Here is a 13733-nt window from a genome sequence, read left to right as displayed (position 1 = left end):
CATGGATATTCCCAGTCAAGTTCATGACATAGACGCGCGCTCATTAAGCAAGATTGAGCGCGTAGAATTAACGGTATCGGGTATAGTTCAGGGCGTCGGCTTTCGCCCCTTTGTCTACCGCCTCGCCAAAGCGTTGCAGCTTTGCGGCTTTACCTTTAATCACAGCCAAGGGGTAACGATTGAACTTCAGGGCACCCGTTTAAACATAGATAAATTCGTACGATCACTTAAGCAAACCCCGCCACCACTGGCGCGCATCGATAGCTTTAGTGAGCAAGTTATCGCCACACAGCATGAGTGCAGCAAATTTGAAATCAAACAGAGCCAAGCTAATGATGATGCCCAAGTCGCGGTATCGGCAGATAAAAGTAGCTGCCAAGATTGCTTAGATGAGATAAACGATCCCAATAACCGCCACTATCACTACCCCTTTACTAATTGCACTAACTGCGGTCCCCGCTACACCTTAATTAATGCACTGCCCTATGATCGTAAAAACACCTCAATGGCCACTTTCGAGATGTGTGACCAATGCGCCAAGGCCTACAATGACCCGCTCGACCGGCGTTATCATGCACAGCCTGTTAGTTGTCCACGCTGCGGCCCATCACTCAGCTTAACCAGTGCAACAGGTGACATTCTCGCGACAAAAGAGACTGCATTAGAGCAAACCGTTAGCTTATTGAAGCAAGGCGATATTCTTGCGATTAAAGGACTCGGGGGCTTTCATCTAGTCTGTGATGCCACCAATGAGGTAGCGGTCACTAAGCTACGCCAGCGTAAACAGCGCCCAGCCAAACCTTTTGCGGTGATGTGTAGCGATCTCGCCATGGCAAAAACCTTAGCCAAGGGCTCAGATGCTGAGTGGCAATTGTTAAGTAGCGCCGAGCGCCCTATCACCCTGTTAGCACGCAATAATGAGCAGGATACATCCTTAAGCTCAAGTGTCGCACCAGGCATAGATAGATTAGGTTTGTTTCTGCCCTACACCCCTTTACACCATCTATTGCTTAGCGAGCTTAATCGCCCTCTCGTTGCCACCAGTGCTAATCGCAGCGGAGAGCCAATCATCACAGCGGCAGATGAGATCTATACCCATTTAGGCGACGTGGTTGATGCGGTATTGGATCATAATCGGCCTATACTCAACGGCTGCGATGATAGTGTCGTCCAGATGATTAATGGCCAATTACAAGTTATCCGTTTAGCGCGGGGATACGCGCCGCTAACGCTGCATTGGCAACAACAGGTGAGCGCTCATACCCTCGCGCTAGGCGCCCAGCAGAAAAACAGCATCGCCTTCGGCTTTGGTCATAATCTGGTTCTCAGCCCCCATATTGGCGATCTATTTAGTCTCGAAGCTGAGCAATATTTCATCAACACTCTCGCCACATTTAAGCGTCTGTATCGTTTCACACCACAATATTTGGTGAGTGATAAACATCCAGAGTATGCATCCAGCCGCTGGGCTAAACAGTATTGCCAAACTCATGACAATACCGAAAACAGCCAAGTACAGCATCATTTCGCCCATATTCTTAGCATTATGGCGGCAAATCAATATACCGATAAGGTATTAGGGTTTAGTTTCGATGGCACAGGGCTTGGCGATGAGCAGCAACTTTGGGGCGGCGAAGCCATGCTTGCCGATGTCCACGGCTATCGACGTATCGCCCATCTTAAACCGTTTGCCTTGATAGGTAACGAGCAAGCCATTAAAGATCCCCGCCGTATAATGCTCGCACTGCTGTTTGAGCAATATACGCCTGATGAACTCATCGCGCTTAATATTGCGCCGATTCAATCGTTACCGACATCCGTCATTAGTAACCTATATCAACTTTGGCACAAGAAGGTCGCAAGCCAGCAAACGAGCTCCATAGGCCGCCTATTCGATGCATTAGCCTGCTTACTCGGCCTAATGCAAAAGACCCAATTTGAAGGCCAAGCTGGAATGTTAATTGAGGCCTGTGCCAACCAGATATCGGCGCAGCAATTGATTGCAGCCAATATCCATTTTGACCTGCCTCTAGTCGATGGTGTTTGGCAAACGGATATGCTGTGGCAACAGATCGTGGCGCTGTTATTAGCACCTAAACCGCTTGATAACAAAAACGCATTCATCGCACGAGCTTTTATGGACTGTTTAGCGCGCGCCGTCGCTGACTTAGCGGCTCAATATCCATCGCTACCTCTGGTGTTATCTGGTGGCGTTTTTCAAAATAGGTATCTGCTGAGCCGCTGTCATGATTTGCTTAAACAACAGCAAATATTGCCGTCAAAGCAAGTACCAGTAAATGATGGTGGCATCGCGTTAGGCCAACTGTGGTATGGCATTCATCATCAGCAGTAAATTTGAACAATAAATCATTCATGACTTTGCGTAAAAGTGACCAGTATCAATGAAGTTATCCTTGTCAAAGCGCAAACTGTGTGTATTAGCATTAGATTAAATGGAGTTTTTTATGTGTAAAGATTGCGGCTGTTCCATTACACGACATGATCATCATGAACACGATCATGCCCATAGCCACTCCCACTCTCATCATCATGAGCATCATAATCATTCCCATGATGAGCTTCATAGCAATCCTCAGCTCAATGATAAGAAAACCTTGTCGGTTATTCACAAGATCCTCGATAAGAACGATCATGAAGCGGCGCATAACCGAGCTCATTTTGAAGACCATCAGATCACGGCATTTAATCTAATGAGCAGCCCAGGTAGCGGCAAAACCACCCTACTTGAGCATCTTAAAGAGTACACAGACCTTAATTATGCGGTGATAGAAGGCGACTTAGAAACATCACGCGATGCCGACCGCCTGATCGCGAAGGGCATTACAGCCTATCAAATTCAAACCGGATCGGCATGTCATCTTGATGCCTTTATGGTGCATAGCGCGCTGCATCATGTGGATCTTAAACCGCTGGATATCTGCTTTGTGGAAAACGTCGGCAATTTAGTCTGCCCCGCCTCCTATGATGTGGGCACTCACATGAATGTGGTGTTGGTGTCTGTGCCAGAAGGTGACGACAAAATCGAAAAGTATCCAGTGATGTTCCGTAAAGCCGATTTAGTGCTGATCACCAAGGCGGATCTATTACCTCATTTCGATTTCGATGTTGAAGAGGCCAAAGCTCAAGTCAAACGCCTTAACCCACAAGCACACGTATTAGTGACGTCGGTGAAAGACAGTAACAGTATGTTTGCTGTTGCCAACTGGCTAAACGCCCACCGGAGAACCTAACCATGTGCCTATCGATACCGTCCAAGGTTGTCGCACTTCATCCCGATGAACAAGCGGTTACCGTGGAAACCATGGGGGTTAAGCGAAAAGTCAGCAGTCACCTGCTCAGTGATCCCCTCGAACTGGATGACTATGTGTTAATCCATATCGGTTTTGTGATGAATAAAATCGATAAGGCTGATGCAGAGCAGAGCTTGGCGCTTTATCAAGAGATCGTCGATAAGATGGATGAACAGGAGCACTAACCATGATTGAGCTCAAACAGCTTTACCAAGGCTTTAGAGATCCTGACACCATTAACAATCTGTCCAAGGAGATCCACCGTTTAGCCAATGGCTATTCAGGCAAGATCAATATCATGGAGGTGTGTGGCGGTCATACCCATACCATAATGAAGTATGGGCTAAATCAACTGTTGCCAAGCAATATTGAGTTTGTTCATGGCCCTGGTTGCCCTGTGTGCGTTATGCCTAAAGAACGCATCGATCATGCGGCGATTTTAGCCTCTCAGGATAACGTCATTTTGGTCACCCTTGGGGATATGATCAGAGTACCGGGTTCAAAAGGCAGTCTTGCGCAGTTTAGAGCTAAAGGCTGTGATATCCGCCCAATTTACGATCCGCTCGATACGCTCACTATCGCCAGAGAAAATCCTGATAAAACCGTGATCTTCTTTGCTATTGGATTCGAGACCTCAACGCCGATGACGGCAGTGCTTATCGAACAAGCCGAAAGCCAAAATATCGACAACCTATTGTTTCACATTAATCATGTACTGGTGCCACCAGCTATCGATGCGGTCATGGCCGATCCACAAGCCACTGTAAACGCCTTTATAGGACCCGCCCATGTTAGCGTGATCAGTGGTGCTAAGCTCTATCGCCACACCGTTGAACAGTATGCCACCCCCGTCGTCGTTGCCGGCTTTGAGCCTGTCGATGTCATGGAGTCTATCTTACGTATTGTGAAGCAGAAAGTGGCCGATGTCGCAGAGCTAGATGTGCAATATAGCCGCGCAGTCAGCGAAGATGGTAATGTTCACGCTCAACAAAAAGTGAACAAATACATGATGGTACGCCCGCAATTTCGCTGGAGAGGGCTTGGTCCCTTGGCCGATTCGGCGCTGATGCTCAGACCGGAATATGCGCACAGAAATGCAGAGCTTATTTATGCCGAAAAGCTAGATGTAGCCGACATCGATGATCATAAGGCTTGCCAGTGCGGCGACATATTGCGCGGTATTGCAAAACCTAAAGATTGCAAGGTGTTTGGTCGAGGTTGTACGCCAGAGTCTCCCCTAGGCAGTTGTATGGTGAGCTCAGAAGGCGCCTGTAATGCCTATTACCGCTATAACGGAGTGTAACCATGTCTCAAGCATTTGATAACGCAACAGAGAAATCCGTTCAGCTCAGCCATGGCGGCGGCGGTAAAGAGATGAATCACCTTATCAAGTCCATCTTTTTTAAGGCATTTAACAACCCTATCCTTGCCAATGAAGAGGATGCAGCGATTGTTAATATTGAGGGACAAGCCGCCTTTACCACTGACTCTTTTACCGTTGCACCGCTGTTCTTTGCCGGCGGTAACATAGGAAAATTAGCGGTTGCTGGTACGGTGAACGATCTAGCTATGATGGGCGCTGAGCCTCAATATCTAAGCTGCAGCTTTATTATTGAAGAGGGCTTCCCTATCCGCCAGCTTAAAGAGATTGTCGACACCATGGCCAAGGAACTTCACAAAAGTTGCACCCGTGTTGTCTGCGGCGACACTAAAGTCGTTCCCAAAGGGTGTGCCGATGGTCTATTTATCAATACCTCAGGTGTTGGGCGCATCTTAAAACCCAATATCTCGGTCAAAAACCTCCAAGTTGGCGATGCGATTATCGTCTCGGGTGATATTGGCCGTCACGGCGCGGCAATTTTAATGGCAAGAGAGGGCTTAGCCCTTGAGTCTGAATTAACCAGTGATTGCGCGAATCTTTGGCCAATCGTCGAGCAACTGATAGCGGCAAATATTGATATTCACGCGATGCGAGATGCGACCCGCGGCGGCCTTGCTGCCGTACTTAACGAATGGGCTGTGGCATCCAATGTGGGCATAAACGTCGAAGAGTCTCTCATCCCTGTCAGTGATGAAGTCAAAGGTTTATGTGAACTCTATGGCTTTGAACCACATGATCTTGCCAACGAAGGTACGTTTATTCTCGCCGTGCCTAGTGATATCGCCGCAGGTGTAGTAGAGATCATTCAGCGTTATGGCCACTGTCACCAAGCCGCAATTATTGGTCGAGTGGACGCGGATCATCAGGGTAAAGTGGTGTTAAAAACCCCTTGGGGAAGCAGTCGTTATCTCGACCTGCCCCACGGAGAATTATTACCAAGGATCTGCTAATGCATGAATATTCCATTGTCAGTGCATTGCTAGAGCAGTGCGAACAACATGCCGATGAAAATCAGGCAACCCGAATAACAAAGGTCGTAATAAAAATAGGGGTACTCAGTGGTGTTGAACCCTCTCTGTTAGCGACCGCATTCGATACCTTCAAACTAGAAGGTCGCGCCAAAGAAGCAGAGCTTGTTATTGAGATACAACCGATTGTTATAGCGTGCAACCAATGTCACACAACAGATGAAGTGACTGAGCGCACCGTAATTTGTCCTAACTGCAATAGCTTCGACACCAAAATTACTGATGGTGAAGAGATGCTACTCATGCAGTTAGAGCTGGAAACCGATTAACAACCTACACAAACAAAATATGGAGAAGTCAAATGAACAGAGCCCTACTACTATTAGTCAGTTTGTTACCCGCTGCGGCTTGGGCACATCCCGGACACCAAGGTATAGGTTTATTCCATCATCTTAATGATCTGTTACCTATCGTCGCGTTAGTGATCATAGTGGCAGGTATTATGGTGTGGAAAAAACGCAACTAACAATACTGAATCAGATCACAGAGTAAGAATACGAACTGACGACGCAAATAGTGCCATTGATATGGTATGTTCGATTGCGTATTGAAAGTCGATTAGTGTATTGAATTAGCGCTGTTATTGGGTTTGATAACTGCACCCTGTGGGTTAAATAGGTTTATTTAACCCACAGGGTAAGCTATTTCATTTTACATCTTGCAAATATCTGCCCGACAATAAATCCCTAACGAAAAACCTCGACTCTGAAACGCTACATTATCACTGAGCAATCACGTCTATACACTGACTGGTATGATTCCTTCAACGGCCATTAATAGATTATTCATCGTCAAAATTTCGCTATTTGTTAAGAATCTGACACTGATTTTTTATTGGCGCGAAAATCTACTACATCAGACTTTTTACTTTAAAATCAACAATAAAAAAACACCTCGTTAGTACAAAATAGCGGCAAAACATTGACAGTTTCTTTCTTAAAAATTAGCGAGTATAGTGCGAAGCTAAATTAGGTCCTACAGGGTACAAACCATGTTTCGTGTTACAATTTACTCCATCATTGCTTACGCATTTTGGTTAACGTTTGTCGACGTTTCAGACTACTTTGAGCAAGGTACGGGTAGCAACTGGCTATCGGATATTAAAAGTGCTTGGATAGATGAACAAAGTGACTCGATACCAAATCAAGAGCTCAGCCAATTAAAGGTCACCCTAACCGCAGATAATTGTGAAACCAATCAAAACTGTTATGCCCAACAAATGCCAATGGGTGAATAAGTCGCAAGCTAGAGCTTAACAGAGATATTTCATTAATCTTGAGAAAACATATACTCAATCCCAGGTGGGATTTGCCTGCCCTGCAAATAAAAATGTTGTCGGTCGTTAACCGTTTTGATACCGCAGTAGATAAATGATTTAAGCGATATACTCTTTATTTATACGGTTCCCCCTAGAATCATTATCTGCAACTCCCCCTTTTACACAACAAAATCCTCAAACGAGAGCTGACTTTCCTCACATGATAATCGGTATAACATCTAATTAATCTAGTTCTATTAGCTAGAATAAGTCCCAAATAGAATAAAACCACTAATAAGTAGAAATAACACCCATTGATACAAGTAACGAAAACCATTGGCGACATAGGAAAAGTAACCGATATAGATTTGCCAAATGGCGAACAAAATAAAGTTAAGCGCGATAAACAAGACTAACGAATAACTTTGCATATCGGACACTAGCATTAAACCACAGGCAAATAGCACCATGGTCGATAGCAGTAAGAACACAGAGATGTAATGAAACACGCAACTCATCGCAGCTTTTGCCACAGGCTCGAATTGAGCCTGCTGCATCGGCTTTAAAAACTGCCTATGCCCAAAAGTAAGATGAGCAATACAGGTGAGCAAGGATATTATAGCGGCAATTAGAAAGTAGATATTCATAGGTTCTCCAGCGAAACCCTCTTTTGTAACTAACTAGACCGTTTTAGGTGCACTGAAGTTTCAGGCGTTAAAAAAAAGAGTGCACTTTGGCACTCTGATAATATCTAACATACTGGCTCACATGGTGGCCATTATCCAATAATCCAGTCTTTGCTGTGGGTTAGCCAACAAACTTTGGCAAGGGCTTTTATAGCGGCTCATTAACCCACCTAAGTTTTTATTACTCGGTAAGCTCGCTTGCTGCTCAGCAATACTCTTTTCAAGTAGTGCCTCGACCTCAGCGTCCGTTTGATATTTTTTGGCTAACACAATAGCATCTTCACCGGACTTTTTCAGACGCTCGCCGACAGCTTGCATCTGCGGAGCGTTCATATTACCAATCGCATCTGAGGCAATGTGATAATAAGCCGCACATTGAAGCACCTCTTTGTTGAATGCGACTTCAGCATCGGATGCGGCCAATACGGTTTGAGATGCTGTACCGCATAATGCCAAAGTTAAAACGGAGAGTAGAGTATTAAAACGCATGAAGAGATTCCTTGACCATTAACAATATATAAATAATGAACCATTTCTACTTTAGATATCACTCAATATCAAGGTTATAGCTTAAAAATTCTTTTTCCTGAATGAAACCTAAAGACTCATACAAGGCTTGCGCTTGGTGATTCTGTTTATGAGTTTCCAAAAATATCGTTTTCACATTTTTAGTTCTCGCGTACTCCATCGCCGTATTCATTAAACGCCTCCCTAAACCAACACAGCGGGCATGTTGAGTCACATACAGATCACTTAGGATCAACATAGACTGAGCCGAAATAGAGCTGAACGAAGGATATAACTGACAAAAACCAAGAGCTACGCCTTGATTGTCGAGCACCACAAAAATGATTGAATCGCGGTTAAGCAACCTAGTTGAAATAAACTGAGTGGCTAATGGAATATTACTCTCCTGATGATAAAACTGACGATACTCGTCAAATAGTTGGGCAACCACATCAACGTCTTCCAATGTTACCCGCCTTATTTCACCCGACATCTATCCTCCTTAAATATCTATCGATTGAGCTCAAACTGATTCATTCGGTGAAGCAAATTTTGCTTCACCTCTGGCCACTCCGCCTCAATGATTGAATACACTACGGTATCTCTAACTGAGCCATCTTTCAAAATTCGGTGATTTCGCAGCACACCATCTTGTTTGGCACCTAAGCGCGATATTGCTTCGCGGGAACGTTCGTTATGCCAATGGGTTCTGAACTCCACAGCCATCACATCGAGTACTTCAAAGGCATAGCTAAGTAACAAATATTTTGTATCGCTATTGATACCTGTTCGTTGGGCACTCTTAGCATACCAAGTATGTCCGATCTCTAAACGGCGATTGGCCTGATCCCAAGACATAATACGCGTTGAACCCACTACCTGCCCTGAAAACTTATCCCGAACAACAAATGCAAGTGCTTCGCCGCGTTCCTCAGCTGCGATCGCATCATCAACATAACCTTTCATCTCATCGGGATGCGGGACACTGGTAAACCACAACTCCCACAACTTCCCATCACTCACCGCAATCGACAACGCTGCAATGTGCTCACGCTGCATGGGCTCTAGAATAACTAATTCGCCTGTTAGATAACCTGATTGTGACTGACTATTCATGATCCACTCCCTACAATCTGGTTATAGCAATACCATATGAAAATTTGATGAAGCCATGTTTACGCTATTCATCTCAATGATTACAGAGCCTCCCAATAAACCTTCCGCATCGCTGTCGGTTAACAGGAACCAGAGTCTTCACGCTACCAAAAAAGTCTAGGTAACTTCAAGCTCTCGTTTAAACATTAATACTTGTTGTTCATCTTGCCAAGATATTGATTGCAGGAAACAAAAACCCAGTTTTTCTAATAGATTAATCGACGCCTTATTGTCAGGATTGACGATGGCAACAACCGGATCCACCCCCAATCCATCGCTGTGTCTTAATACGGCCTGCGCCGCTTCAATTGCGTATCCTTTATGATAAAACCTAGGCAATAATGCATAGCCTAAATCGGTTTCGGTCAGCTCGGGGCGTTTCACCAAACCAGCAACCCCCACAGCTTCGCCCGTTGATTTTAGCGCCACAATGTACATGCCGTACCCATGCTCAAGATAACTGTGCATTGGGCCTTCGATGAGGTAGTTCTCGGCTTGAGGAATGGTTCGCACGCCCCTATCACCTATATGACGTATAAAATCATCCGAATTTAATAATTCCAGCATAAATGGCGCATCGGACAAGGTCATTCTTCGCAGTATTAAACGGGGTGTTTCCGCGATAAGCATTTCATTCTCCTATAAGCCTTTGACACAATTAGCATTCGACTATACTGCGAACGCGGCTTCATAGGAAGTGGTAACAATAACAATGCAATCATGGTGAGGTAAGCATTCAGCCTGTAAAGTGAATTTTGCTTAGATCATTAGGCTGGGATCCACTCGCCTCGATTAAAACGCTTTTTCTCACACAAACTTCGACCCGAAAAAGATCAACAGGCCCAACAGACAAGCAAAAAAATGCCCGCTCAAACGGCGGGCAACAACAAAATCACTTAGGGTGAAAAGCTATGCATAGGTTAATGCAGGCTCATGGCTACTGTGACAGATTTATAAAAAGAGTAAACCCGACTAAAGTCTATTACCCTTAGTTCACAAATAACGAACAAAGTTTTCAGCTGGTTTTGTAGGTTTTATTGGCGCCTTAACTGCTGGCGTACCTAAGTACAAGAAACCGATGATCTGATCATTAGCTCCCAAGCCCAGATCTTGATGTAATTGAGCATTAAATGCCAAGCTTCCAGTTCGCCAAATTCCACCTAAACCTAACGCAAACGAAGCTTGTTGCATTGCCATACAGGCACACCCAACGGCCAGATGCTGCTCAATCTCCGGTACTTTGGGATGCTCGACGACTTTCGCGACAACGGTAACAACCATAGGTGCTCTTCGCGGCATATTAGCCACTTTGGCTAAGGTGGCCTCATCCCCGCCATCGGCTGCGGTCGCCTTTACGAACAACTGAGATAACTTATCAAGCCCATCGCCGCTGGCAACAATGAACTCCCACGGATTAAGCCCGCCGTGATCAGGCACTCTAACGGCGGCATTTAAAATTGTGGTGAGTTGAGATTCATCTGGGGCTGGAGCAACCAATCTTGGTGAAGATTGGCGAGTTAAAAGCAGTTCAATGGCATCCACGAGTTAATCCAACAGAGAAATTATGCTCAGAGATTAGCAAATTGACTTATAAAATCCCACTAATTTAGTGGGATTTACACCCAGCAAGTTGCTATAGCAATTGATTATGCTTTGCGATGTAATAATCAACACTGGTATAACGCCCACCACCAATAATAACTAGCGCAAACAACATAAGTAAGTAGGTAATGGCAAACTCGACACCATTATTGAGCACCACTAAATTACCCGAGGATGTTAACCAATCATAATTGCCATACTCTTGTAGTAGTGACTTTGCCGCTTGTAACTTATCAGCAGAGGCAAGTACTTGTTCATTGGCTAACCAAGAGCTGGGATCGGCAATAGCCAGCCAACCATTACCCCAATGCACCGCAAAAGCGGCGACCAACATGGTAAACATCAAAGGAATCGAGATTAATCGAGTTCCTAACCCTAACACCAATAGTATTGCGCCAAAGAACTCTGAGCCTGCGGCTAGAGAGACCATAAGCTCAGGCAGTGGTAACCCCAATCCCCACTCGGCGTTACCAAACCATGCCGCCGTATCACTAAAGTGAGACAATTTATTATATCCAGCTTGCATTAATACTGGTGCTAAATATAGACGTAAGCCTAATGCGAGCACCCCATCGGTATGCTTAATTCCATTTAAAAACGATTTATATACTTGAATAAGTTGCATGAGAGTTCCTCAATATCATCATTGAGAGAATAGACCATGCATCAGATTATTTTATTTCATTCGCTAGTTTATAAATCGGTGCGCCGGTAGTTAGGTGAATTAAAAGTTAGCTTTCTGGTAATAGGGATAAGAAATCATCAAAACAAACAATATAGTTGTCAAATGTATGAGGGTTTGAACTCGCTTGTCCTGTGGTCGACTCACTTGTTTTACTATGATTTGAGTCGAGTATATGACTAGTCATCCGCAGTGCCCAACAGCAACCAAAATACCAGTACAACTCGATAGCGGCAGGTACTGCGCTTAAGGCGTCAGACGTTAGATGCGGATGACTATTAAGGTAATTTGAGATCAACCAGTGCCGCTGGGAGGTTGATAATCGATGCGTCGCTAAAACACTGGCGAGATCGACTAAAGGATGCGATGAACAGGCGTACTCGAAATCAATACACCAAACTTGATTATTTTTTAATAGCAGATTGTGTGGATTAAGATCCCGATGACTAAACTGGGGTAAAATCATGCAAGCATCCAGTTGCGTGAGCACACTGGTTACTTGTGCCTTACGGCTAATCAATTGTTGATAACGCCCAAACCATTGCACTAGCCTAGGCGAAGTTAACTGATGACGAGTCGAAAAATCGGTCAGCGTATCTAAATATTCAGTCCACTGCTCGGTCACCGAAACGGCATTAGTTGGTGGCGGCAAGCGACTCAACCCGTTTAATAATGATAAGAGTAACCTTTCCGCTTGAGGCCACGGCTCAAAACAGTCAATCAAAGGATGAGCAGAATTGGCTGTCATCAGCTGACTCCAATCACTATCTATTTGAATAAAATCACTTAAGTAATATTTGTAGTCGGCTGACACATAATGTAGCTGTGGGGCCAGCATGGCATCTTGTGCCAAACGCCAGTTCGCGACCTCGCTCTGGCGATGGCAAATAGCACTGCTGGCATCGCTATTAATCCGCAGAGCATATTGCCGATCTTCTGATCTGATAAGATAGTTTTGATTACTCAAACCGCGAGAAAGCATCGACACATGAGTATCATCAGTAAGCATGCATCCATGGCACTCTAGTTCGGCGATAATATCTGCCGGAAGCCTCAATGCCTTATACGAATGTAACGCTTTAATCATAGTGAACTGGCTTATTCATAAGAATAATCACCTGACTCTCGATCACTTTGTGTCCGCATGCTGGTACGCCATAAGAAGTAACCACCAATCGCCATACCCACATATAAAATAAACAGCATCGAGGTTAGCATTAACCCCTTATTGAGGTACAAATAGATAGAAACAAAGTCGATGACAACCCAGTATAGCCAATTCTCAAGTACCTTTTTCGCCACTAAATAGGTTGTCACTACAGCAAAGCAGCTGGTAGCGGCATCAAGGTAAGGATAAGACGCCGTAGTATAGGTTGCCATTAGATGTCCAACGATGGCGGATATCGCCGCCGTGACACCTATCAGCACGCAATGTCGAGGCAGCGACCAACTAACGACCTCAACACCATTGTCATCGCCTCCTCCCCGAGTCCACAGCCAATAGCCATAGACAGCCATCAGCATGTAGTAGACGTTTAATACCGACTCCATCAACAGAGAGACTTCCCAGAACAGCATGGTATAAATCGCTGTACTGAAAAGTGCAGCTGCCCAACACCAGACACTGCCGCGCATCGCTAACCAGAGATAAGCGATGGCGAGAATAACTGCCACGGCTTCCCAGGCGGTTAAGCCATTCGCCTCAACAAAGGCGCCTGACAGCGTAGCAGATAGCGCTAACCAAAAATCCGTCATATTAAATTTCTACCATAAAATAGGTCAACATCATGGTGAATCTACTGCGTGTGAGAGAGATCTAACTCCCCACCAATAAACTTCACCACAAAAACAGCCTTGCCCCACTTTTGATGAGCGGCTTGCATCTCAACCGCTAGCATAGTCATCACATCGCCGTAGTTACCACAGATCTGCGTTGCCATAGCGTTCGTTTTCCGCTCAATGTTGCTGTAACTGTCAACTCGGTCGATAAACCACTGAATTGGCTCGATGTAGTTTTCTTTAAATGGATACATACTAATTTCGGCAGTCAATTTCATCGTGCTTAATTCCATTACTATTAATTTCAATAAATACTTATAAATTGGGGTGATTAGGACGCTGGA

The 13733-nt window shown here is 44.9% G+C and carries 18 protein-coding genes; 8 read left to right on the top strand and 10 right to left on the bottom strand.

Going from position 1 to position 13733, the window contains the following annotated elements; translation table 11 throughout:
• Position 1: 1 nt before the first annotated feature.
• The 8 genes from hypF to K0I73_RS08125 all read left to right on the top strand — a co-directional run bounded on the left by hypF (position 2) and on the right by K0I73_RS08125 (position 6957).
• Positions 2-2353, top strand: a complete 2352-nt coding sequence (gene hypF, locus K0I73_RS08160; RefSeq protein WP_220063977.1) for a carbamoyltransferase HypF — start codon at positions 2-4, stop codon at positions 2351-2353.
• 112 nt (positions 2354-2465) lie between these two features.
• Positions 2466-3251 carry a hydrogenase nickel incorporation protein HypB gene (hypB, locus tag K0I73_RS08155; protein WP_220063976.1) on the top strand — a complete coding sequence of 262 codons (786 nt, stop codon included), beginning with the start codon at positions 2466-2468 and terminating at the stop codon, positions 3249-3251.
• A gap of 2 nt (positions 3252-3253) precedes the next feature.
• Positions 3254-3496, top strand: coding sequence for a HypC/HybG/HupF family hydrogenase formation chaperone (locus K0I73_RS08150; RefSeq protein ID WP_220063975.1), 243 nt, complete (start codon positions 3254-3256; stop codon positions 3494-3496).
• 2 nt (positions 3497-3498) lie between these two features.
• Positions 3499-4614: a hydrogenase formation protein HypD gene (hypD, locus tag K0I73_RS08145; RefSeq protein ID WP_220063974.1), complete on the top strand. Its 1116-nt coding sequence runs from the start codon at positions 3499-3501 to the stop codon at positions 4612-4614.
• Between the two features lie 2 nt (positions 4615-4616).
• Positions 4617-5642 (top strand): hydrogenase expression/formation protein HypE, encoded by a 1026-nt coding sequence (hypE, locus tag K0I73_RS08140; protein WP_220063973.1) that lies wholly within the window; start codon positions 4617-4619, stop codon positions 5640-5642.
• Positions 5642-5989, top strand: coding sequence for a hydrogenase/urease nickel incorporation protein HypA (gene hypA, locus K0I73_RS08135; RefSeq protein WP_220063972.1), 348 nt, complete (start codon positions 5642-5644; stop codon positions 5987-5989). The genes hypE and hypA overlap by 1 nt, the downstream gene beginning before the upstream one ends.
• Before the next feature lie 32 nt (positions 5990-6021).
• Complete coding sequence (locus K0I73_RS08130; RefSeq protein ID WP_220063971.1) at positions 6022-6186, top strand: hypothetical protein; 165 nt, start codon at positions 6022-6024, stop codon at positions 6184-6186.
• 525 nt (positions 6187-6711) lie between these two features.
• Complete coding sequence (locus K0I73_RS08125; protein WP_220063970.1) at positions 6712-6957, top strand: hypothetical protein; 246 nt, start codon at positions 6712-6714, stop codon at positions 6955-6957.
• A 278-nt stretch (positions 6958-7235) separates the two neighbouring features.
• On the opposite strand, the gene K0I73_RS08120 is transcribed toward K0I73_RS08125, so the two are convergent.
• The 10 genes from K0I73_RS08120 to K0I73_RS08075 form a co-directional block, all read right to left on the bottom strand.
• On the bottom strand, positions 7236-7625 hold the full coding sequence (locus K0I73_RS08120; RefSeq protein WP_220063969.1) for a hypothetical protein: 390 nt from the start codon (positions 7623-7625) through the stop codon (positions 7236-7238).
• 117 nt (positions 7626-7742) lie between these two features.
• Positions 7743-8153: a hypothetical protein gene (locus K0I73_RS08115; RefSeq protein WP_220063968.1), complete on the bottom strand. Its 411-nt coding sequence runs from the start codon at positions 8151-8153 to the stop codon at positions 7743-7745.
• A 58-nt stretch (positions 8154-8211) separates the two neighbouring features.
• Complete coding sequence (locus tag K0I73_RS08110) at positions 8212-8664, bottom strand: GNAT family N-acetyltransferase (RefSeq protein ID WP_220063967.1); 453 nt, start codon at positions 8662-8664, stop codon at positions 8212-8214.
• Positions 8665-8681: 17 nt separating this feature from the next.
• On the bottom strand, positions 8682-9287 hold the full coding sequence (locus K0I73_RS08105) for a GNAT family N-acetyltransferase (RefSeq protein WP_220063966.1): 606 nt from the start codon (positions 9285-9287) through the stop codon (positions 8682-8684).
• Between the two features lie 156 nt (positions 9288-9443).
• Positions 9444-9956, bottom strand: coding sequence for a GNAT family N-acetyltransferase (locus tag K0I73_RS08100; protein WP_220063965.1), 513 nt, complete (start codon positions 9954-9956; stop codon positions 9444-9446).
• Positions 9957-10319: 363 nt separating this feature from the next.
• The gene (locus K0I73_RS08095; protein ID WP_220063964.1) at positions 10320-10868 is read right to left on the bottom strand and encodes an NAD(P)H nitroreductase; all 549 of its coding nucleotides are present in this window, start codon (positions 10866-10868) and stop codon (positions 10320-10322) included.
• 91 nt (positions 10869-10959) lie between these two features.
• The gene (locus K0I73_RS08090) at positions 10960-11553 is read right to left on the bottom strand and encodes an HvfX family Cu-binding RiPP maturation protein (protein WP_220063963.1); all 594 of its coding nucleotides are present in this window, start codon (positions 11551-11553) and stop codon (positions 10960-10962) included.
• 106 nt (positions 11554-11659) lie between these two features.
• The gene (locus K0I73_RS08085) at positions 11660-12697 is read right to left on the bottom strand and encodes a phosphotransferase (protein WP_220063962.1); all 1038 of its coding nucleotides are present in this window, start codon (positions 12695-12697) and stop codon (positions 11660-11662) included.
• An 11-nt stretch (positions 12698-12708) separates the two neighbouring features.
• The gene (gene pnuC, locus K0I73_RS08080; protein ID WP_220063961.1) at positions 12709-13365 is read right to left on the bottom strand and encodes a nicotinamide riboside transporter PnuC; all 657 of its coding nucleotides are present in this window, start codon (positions 13363-13365) and stop codon (positions 12709-12711) included.
• A 41-nt stretch (positions 13366-13406) separates the two neighbouring features.
• The gene (locus K0I73_RS08075) at positions 13407-13667 is read right to left on the bottom strand and encodes a YkoF family thiamine/hydroxymethylpyrimidine-binding protein (protein WP_220063960.1); all 261 of its coding nucleotides are present in this window, start codon (positions 13665-13667) and stop codon (positions 13407-13409) included.
• Between the last annotated feature and the right edge of the window lie 66 nt (positions 13668-13733).

The organism is Shewanella mesophila (genome assembly GCF_019457515.1).
In the GTDB taxonomy this organism is placed as follows: Bacteria; Pseudomonadota; Gammaproteobacteria; order Enterobacterales; family Shewanellaceae; genus Shewanella; species Shewanella mesophila.
The sequence above is the reverse complement of the archived record's forward strand: the minus strand, read 5'-3'. Positions and strand labels throughout refer to the sequence as shown.

Bases quoted from the DNA above. Each gene is read 5' to 3' on its own strand.
- K0I73_RS08125 (WP_220063970.1), top strand. From the start codon at position 6,712: ATGTTTCGTGTTACAATTTACTCCATCATTGCTTACGCATTTTGGTTA.
- hypA (WP_220063972.1), top strand. From the start codon at position 5,642: ATGCATGAATATTCCATTGTCAGTGCATTGCTAGAGCAGTGCGAACAA.
- hypB (WP_220063976.1), top strand. From the start codon at position 2,466: ATGTGTAAAGATTGCGGCTGTTCCATTACACGACATGATCATCATGAA.
- K0I73_RS08150 (WP_220063975.1), top strand. From the start codon at position 3,254: ATGTGCCTATCGATACCGTCCAAGGTTGTCGCACTTCATCCCGATGAA.
- K0I73_RS08100 (WP_220063965.1), bottom strand. From the start codon at position 9,956: ATGCTTATCGCGGAAACACCCCGTTTAATACTGCGAAGAATGACCTTG.
- pnuC (WP_220063961.1), bottom strand. From the start codon at position 13,365: ATGACGGATTTTTGGTTAGCGCTATCTGCTACGCTGTCAGGCGCCTTT.
- K0I73_RS08090 (WP_220063963.1), bottom strand. From the start codon at position 11,553: ATGCAACTTATTCAAGTATATAAATCGTTTTTAAATGGAATTAAGCAT.
- hypE (WP_220063973.1), top strand. From the start codon at position 4,617: ATGTCTCAAGCATTTGATAACGCAACAGAGAAATCCGTTCAGCTCAGC.
- hypD (WP_220063974.1), top strand. From the start codon at position 3,499: ATGATTGAGCTCAAACAGCTTTACCAAGGCTTTAGAGATCCTGACACC.
- K0I73_RS08075 (WP_220063960.1), bottom strand. From the start codon at position 13,667: ATGAAATTGACTGCCGAAATTAGTATGTATCCATTTAAAGAAAACTAC.
- K0I73_RS08115 (WP_220063968.1), bottom strand. From the start codon at position 8,153: ATGCGTTTTAATACTCTACTCTCCGTTTTAACTTTGGCATTATGCGGT.
- K0I73_RS08105 (WP_220063966.1), bottom strand. From the start codon at position 9,287: ATGAATAGTCAGTCACAATCAGGTTATCTAACAGGCGAATTAGTTATT.
- K0I73_RS08085 (WP_220063962.1), bottom strand. From the start codon at position 12,697: ATGATTAAAGCGTTACATTCGTATAAGGCATTGAGGCTTCCGGCAGAT.
- hypF (WP_220063977.1), top strand. From the start codon at position 2: ATGGATATTCCCAGTCAAGTTCATGACATAGACGCGCGCTCATTAAGC.
- K0I73_RS08130 (WP_220063971.1), top strand. From the start codon at position 6,022: ATGAACAGAGCCCTACTACTATTAGTCAGTTTGTTACCCGCTGCGGCT.
- K0I73_RS08120 (WP_220063969.1), bottom strand. From the start codon at position 7,625: ATGAATATCTACTTTCTAATTGCCGCTATAATATCCTTGCTCACCTGT.
- K0I73_RS08110 (WP_220063967.1), bottom strand. From the start codon at position 8,664: ATGTCGGGTGAAATAAGGCGGGTAACATTGGAAGACGTTGATGTGGTT.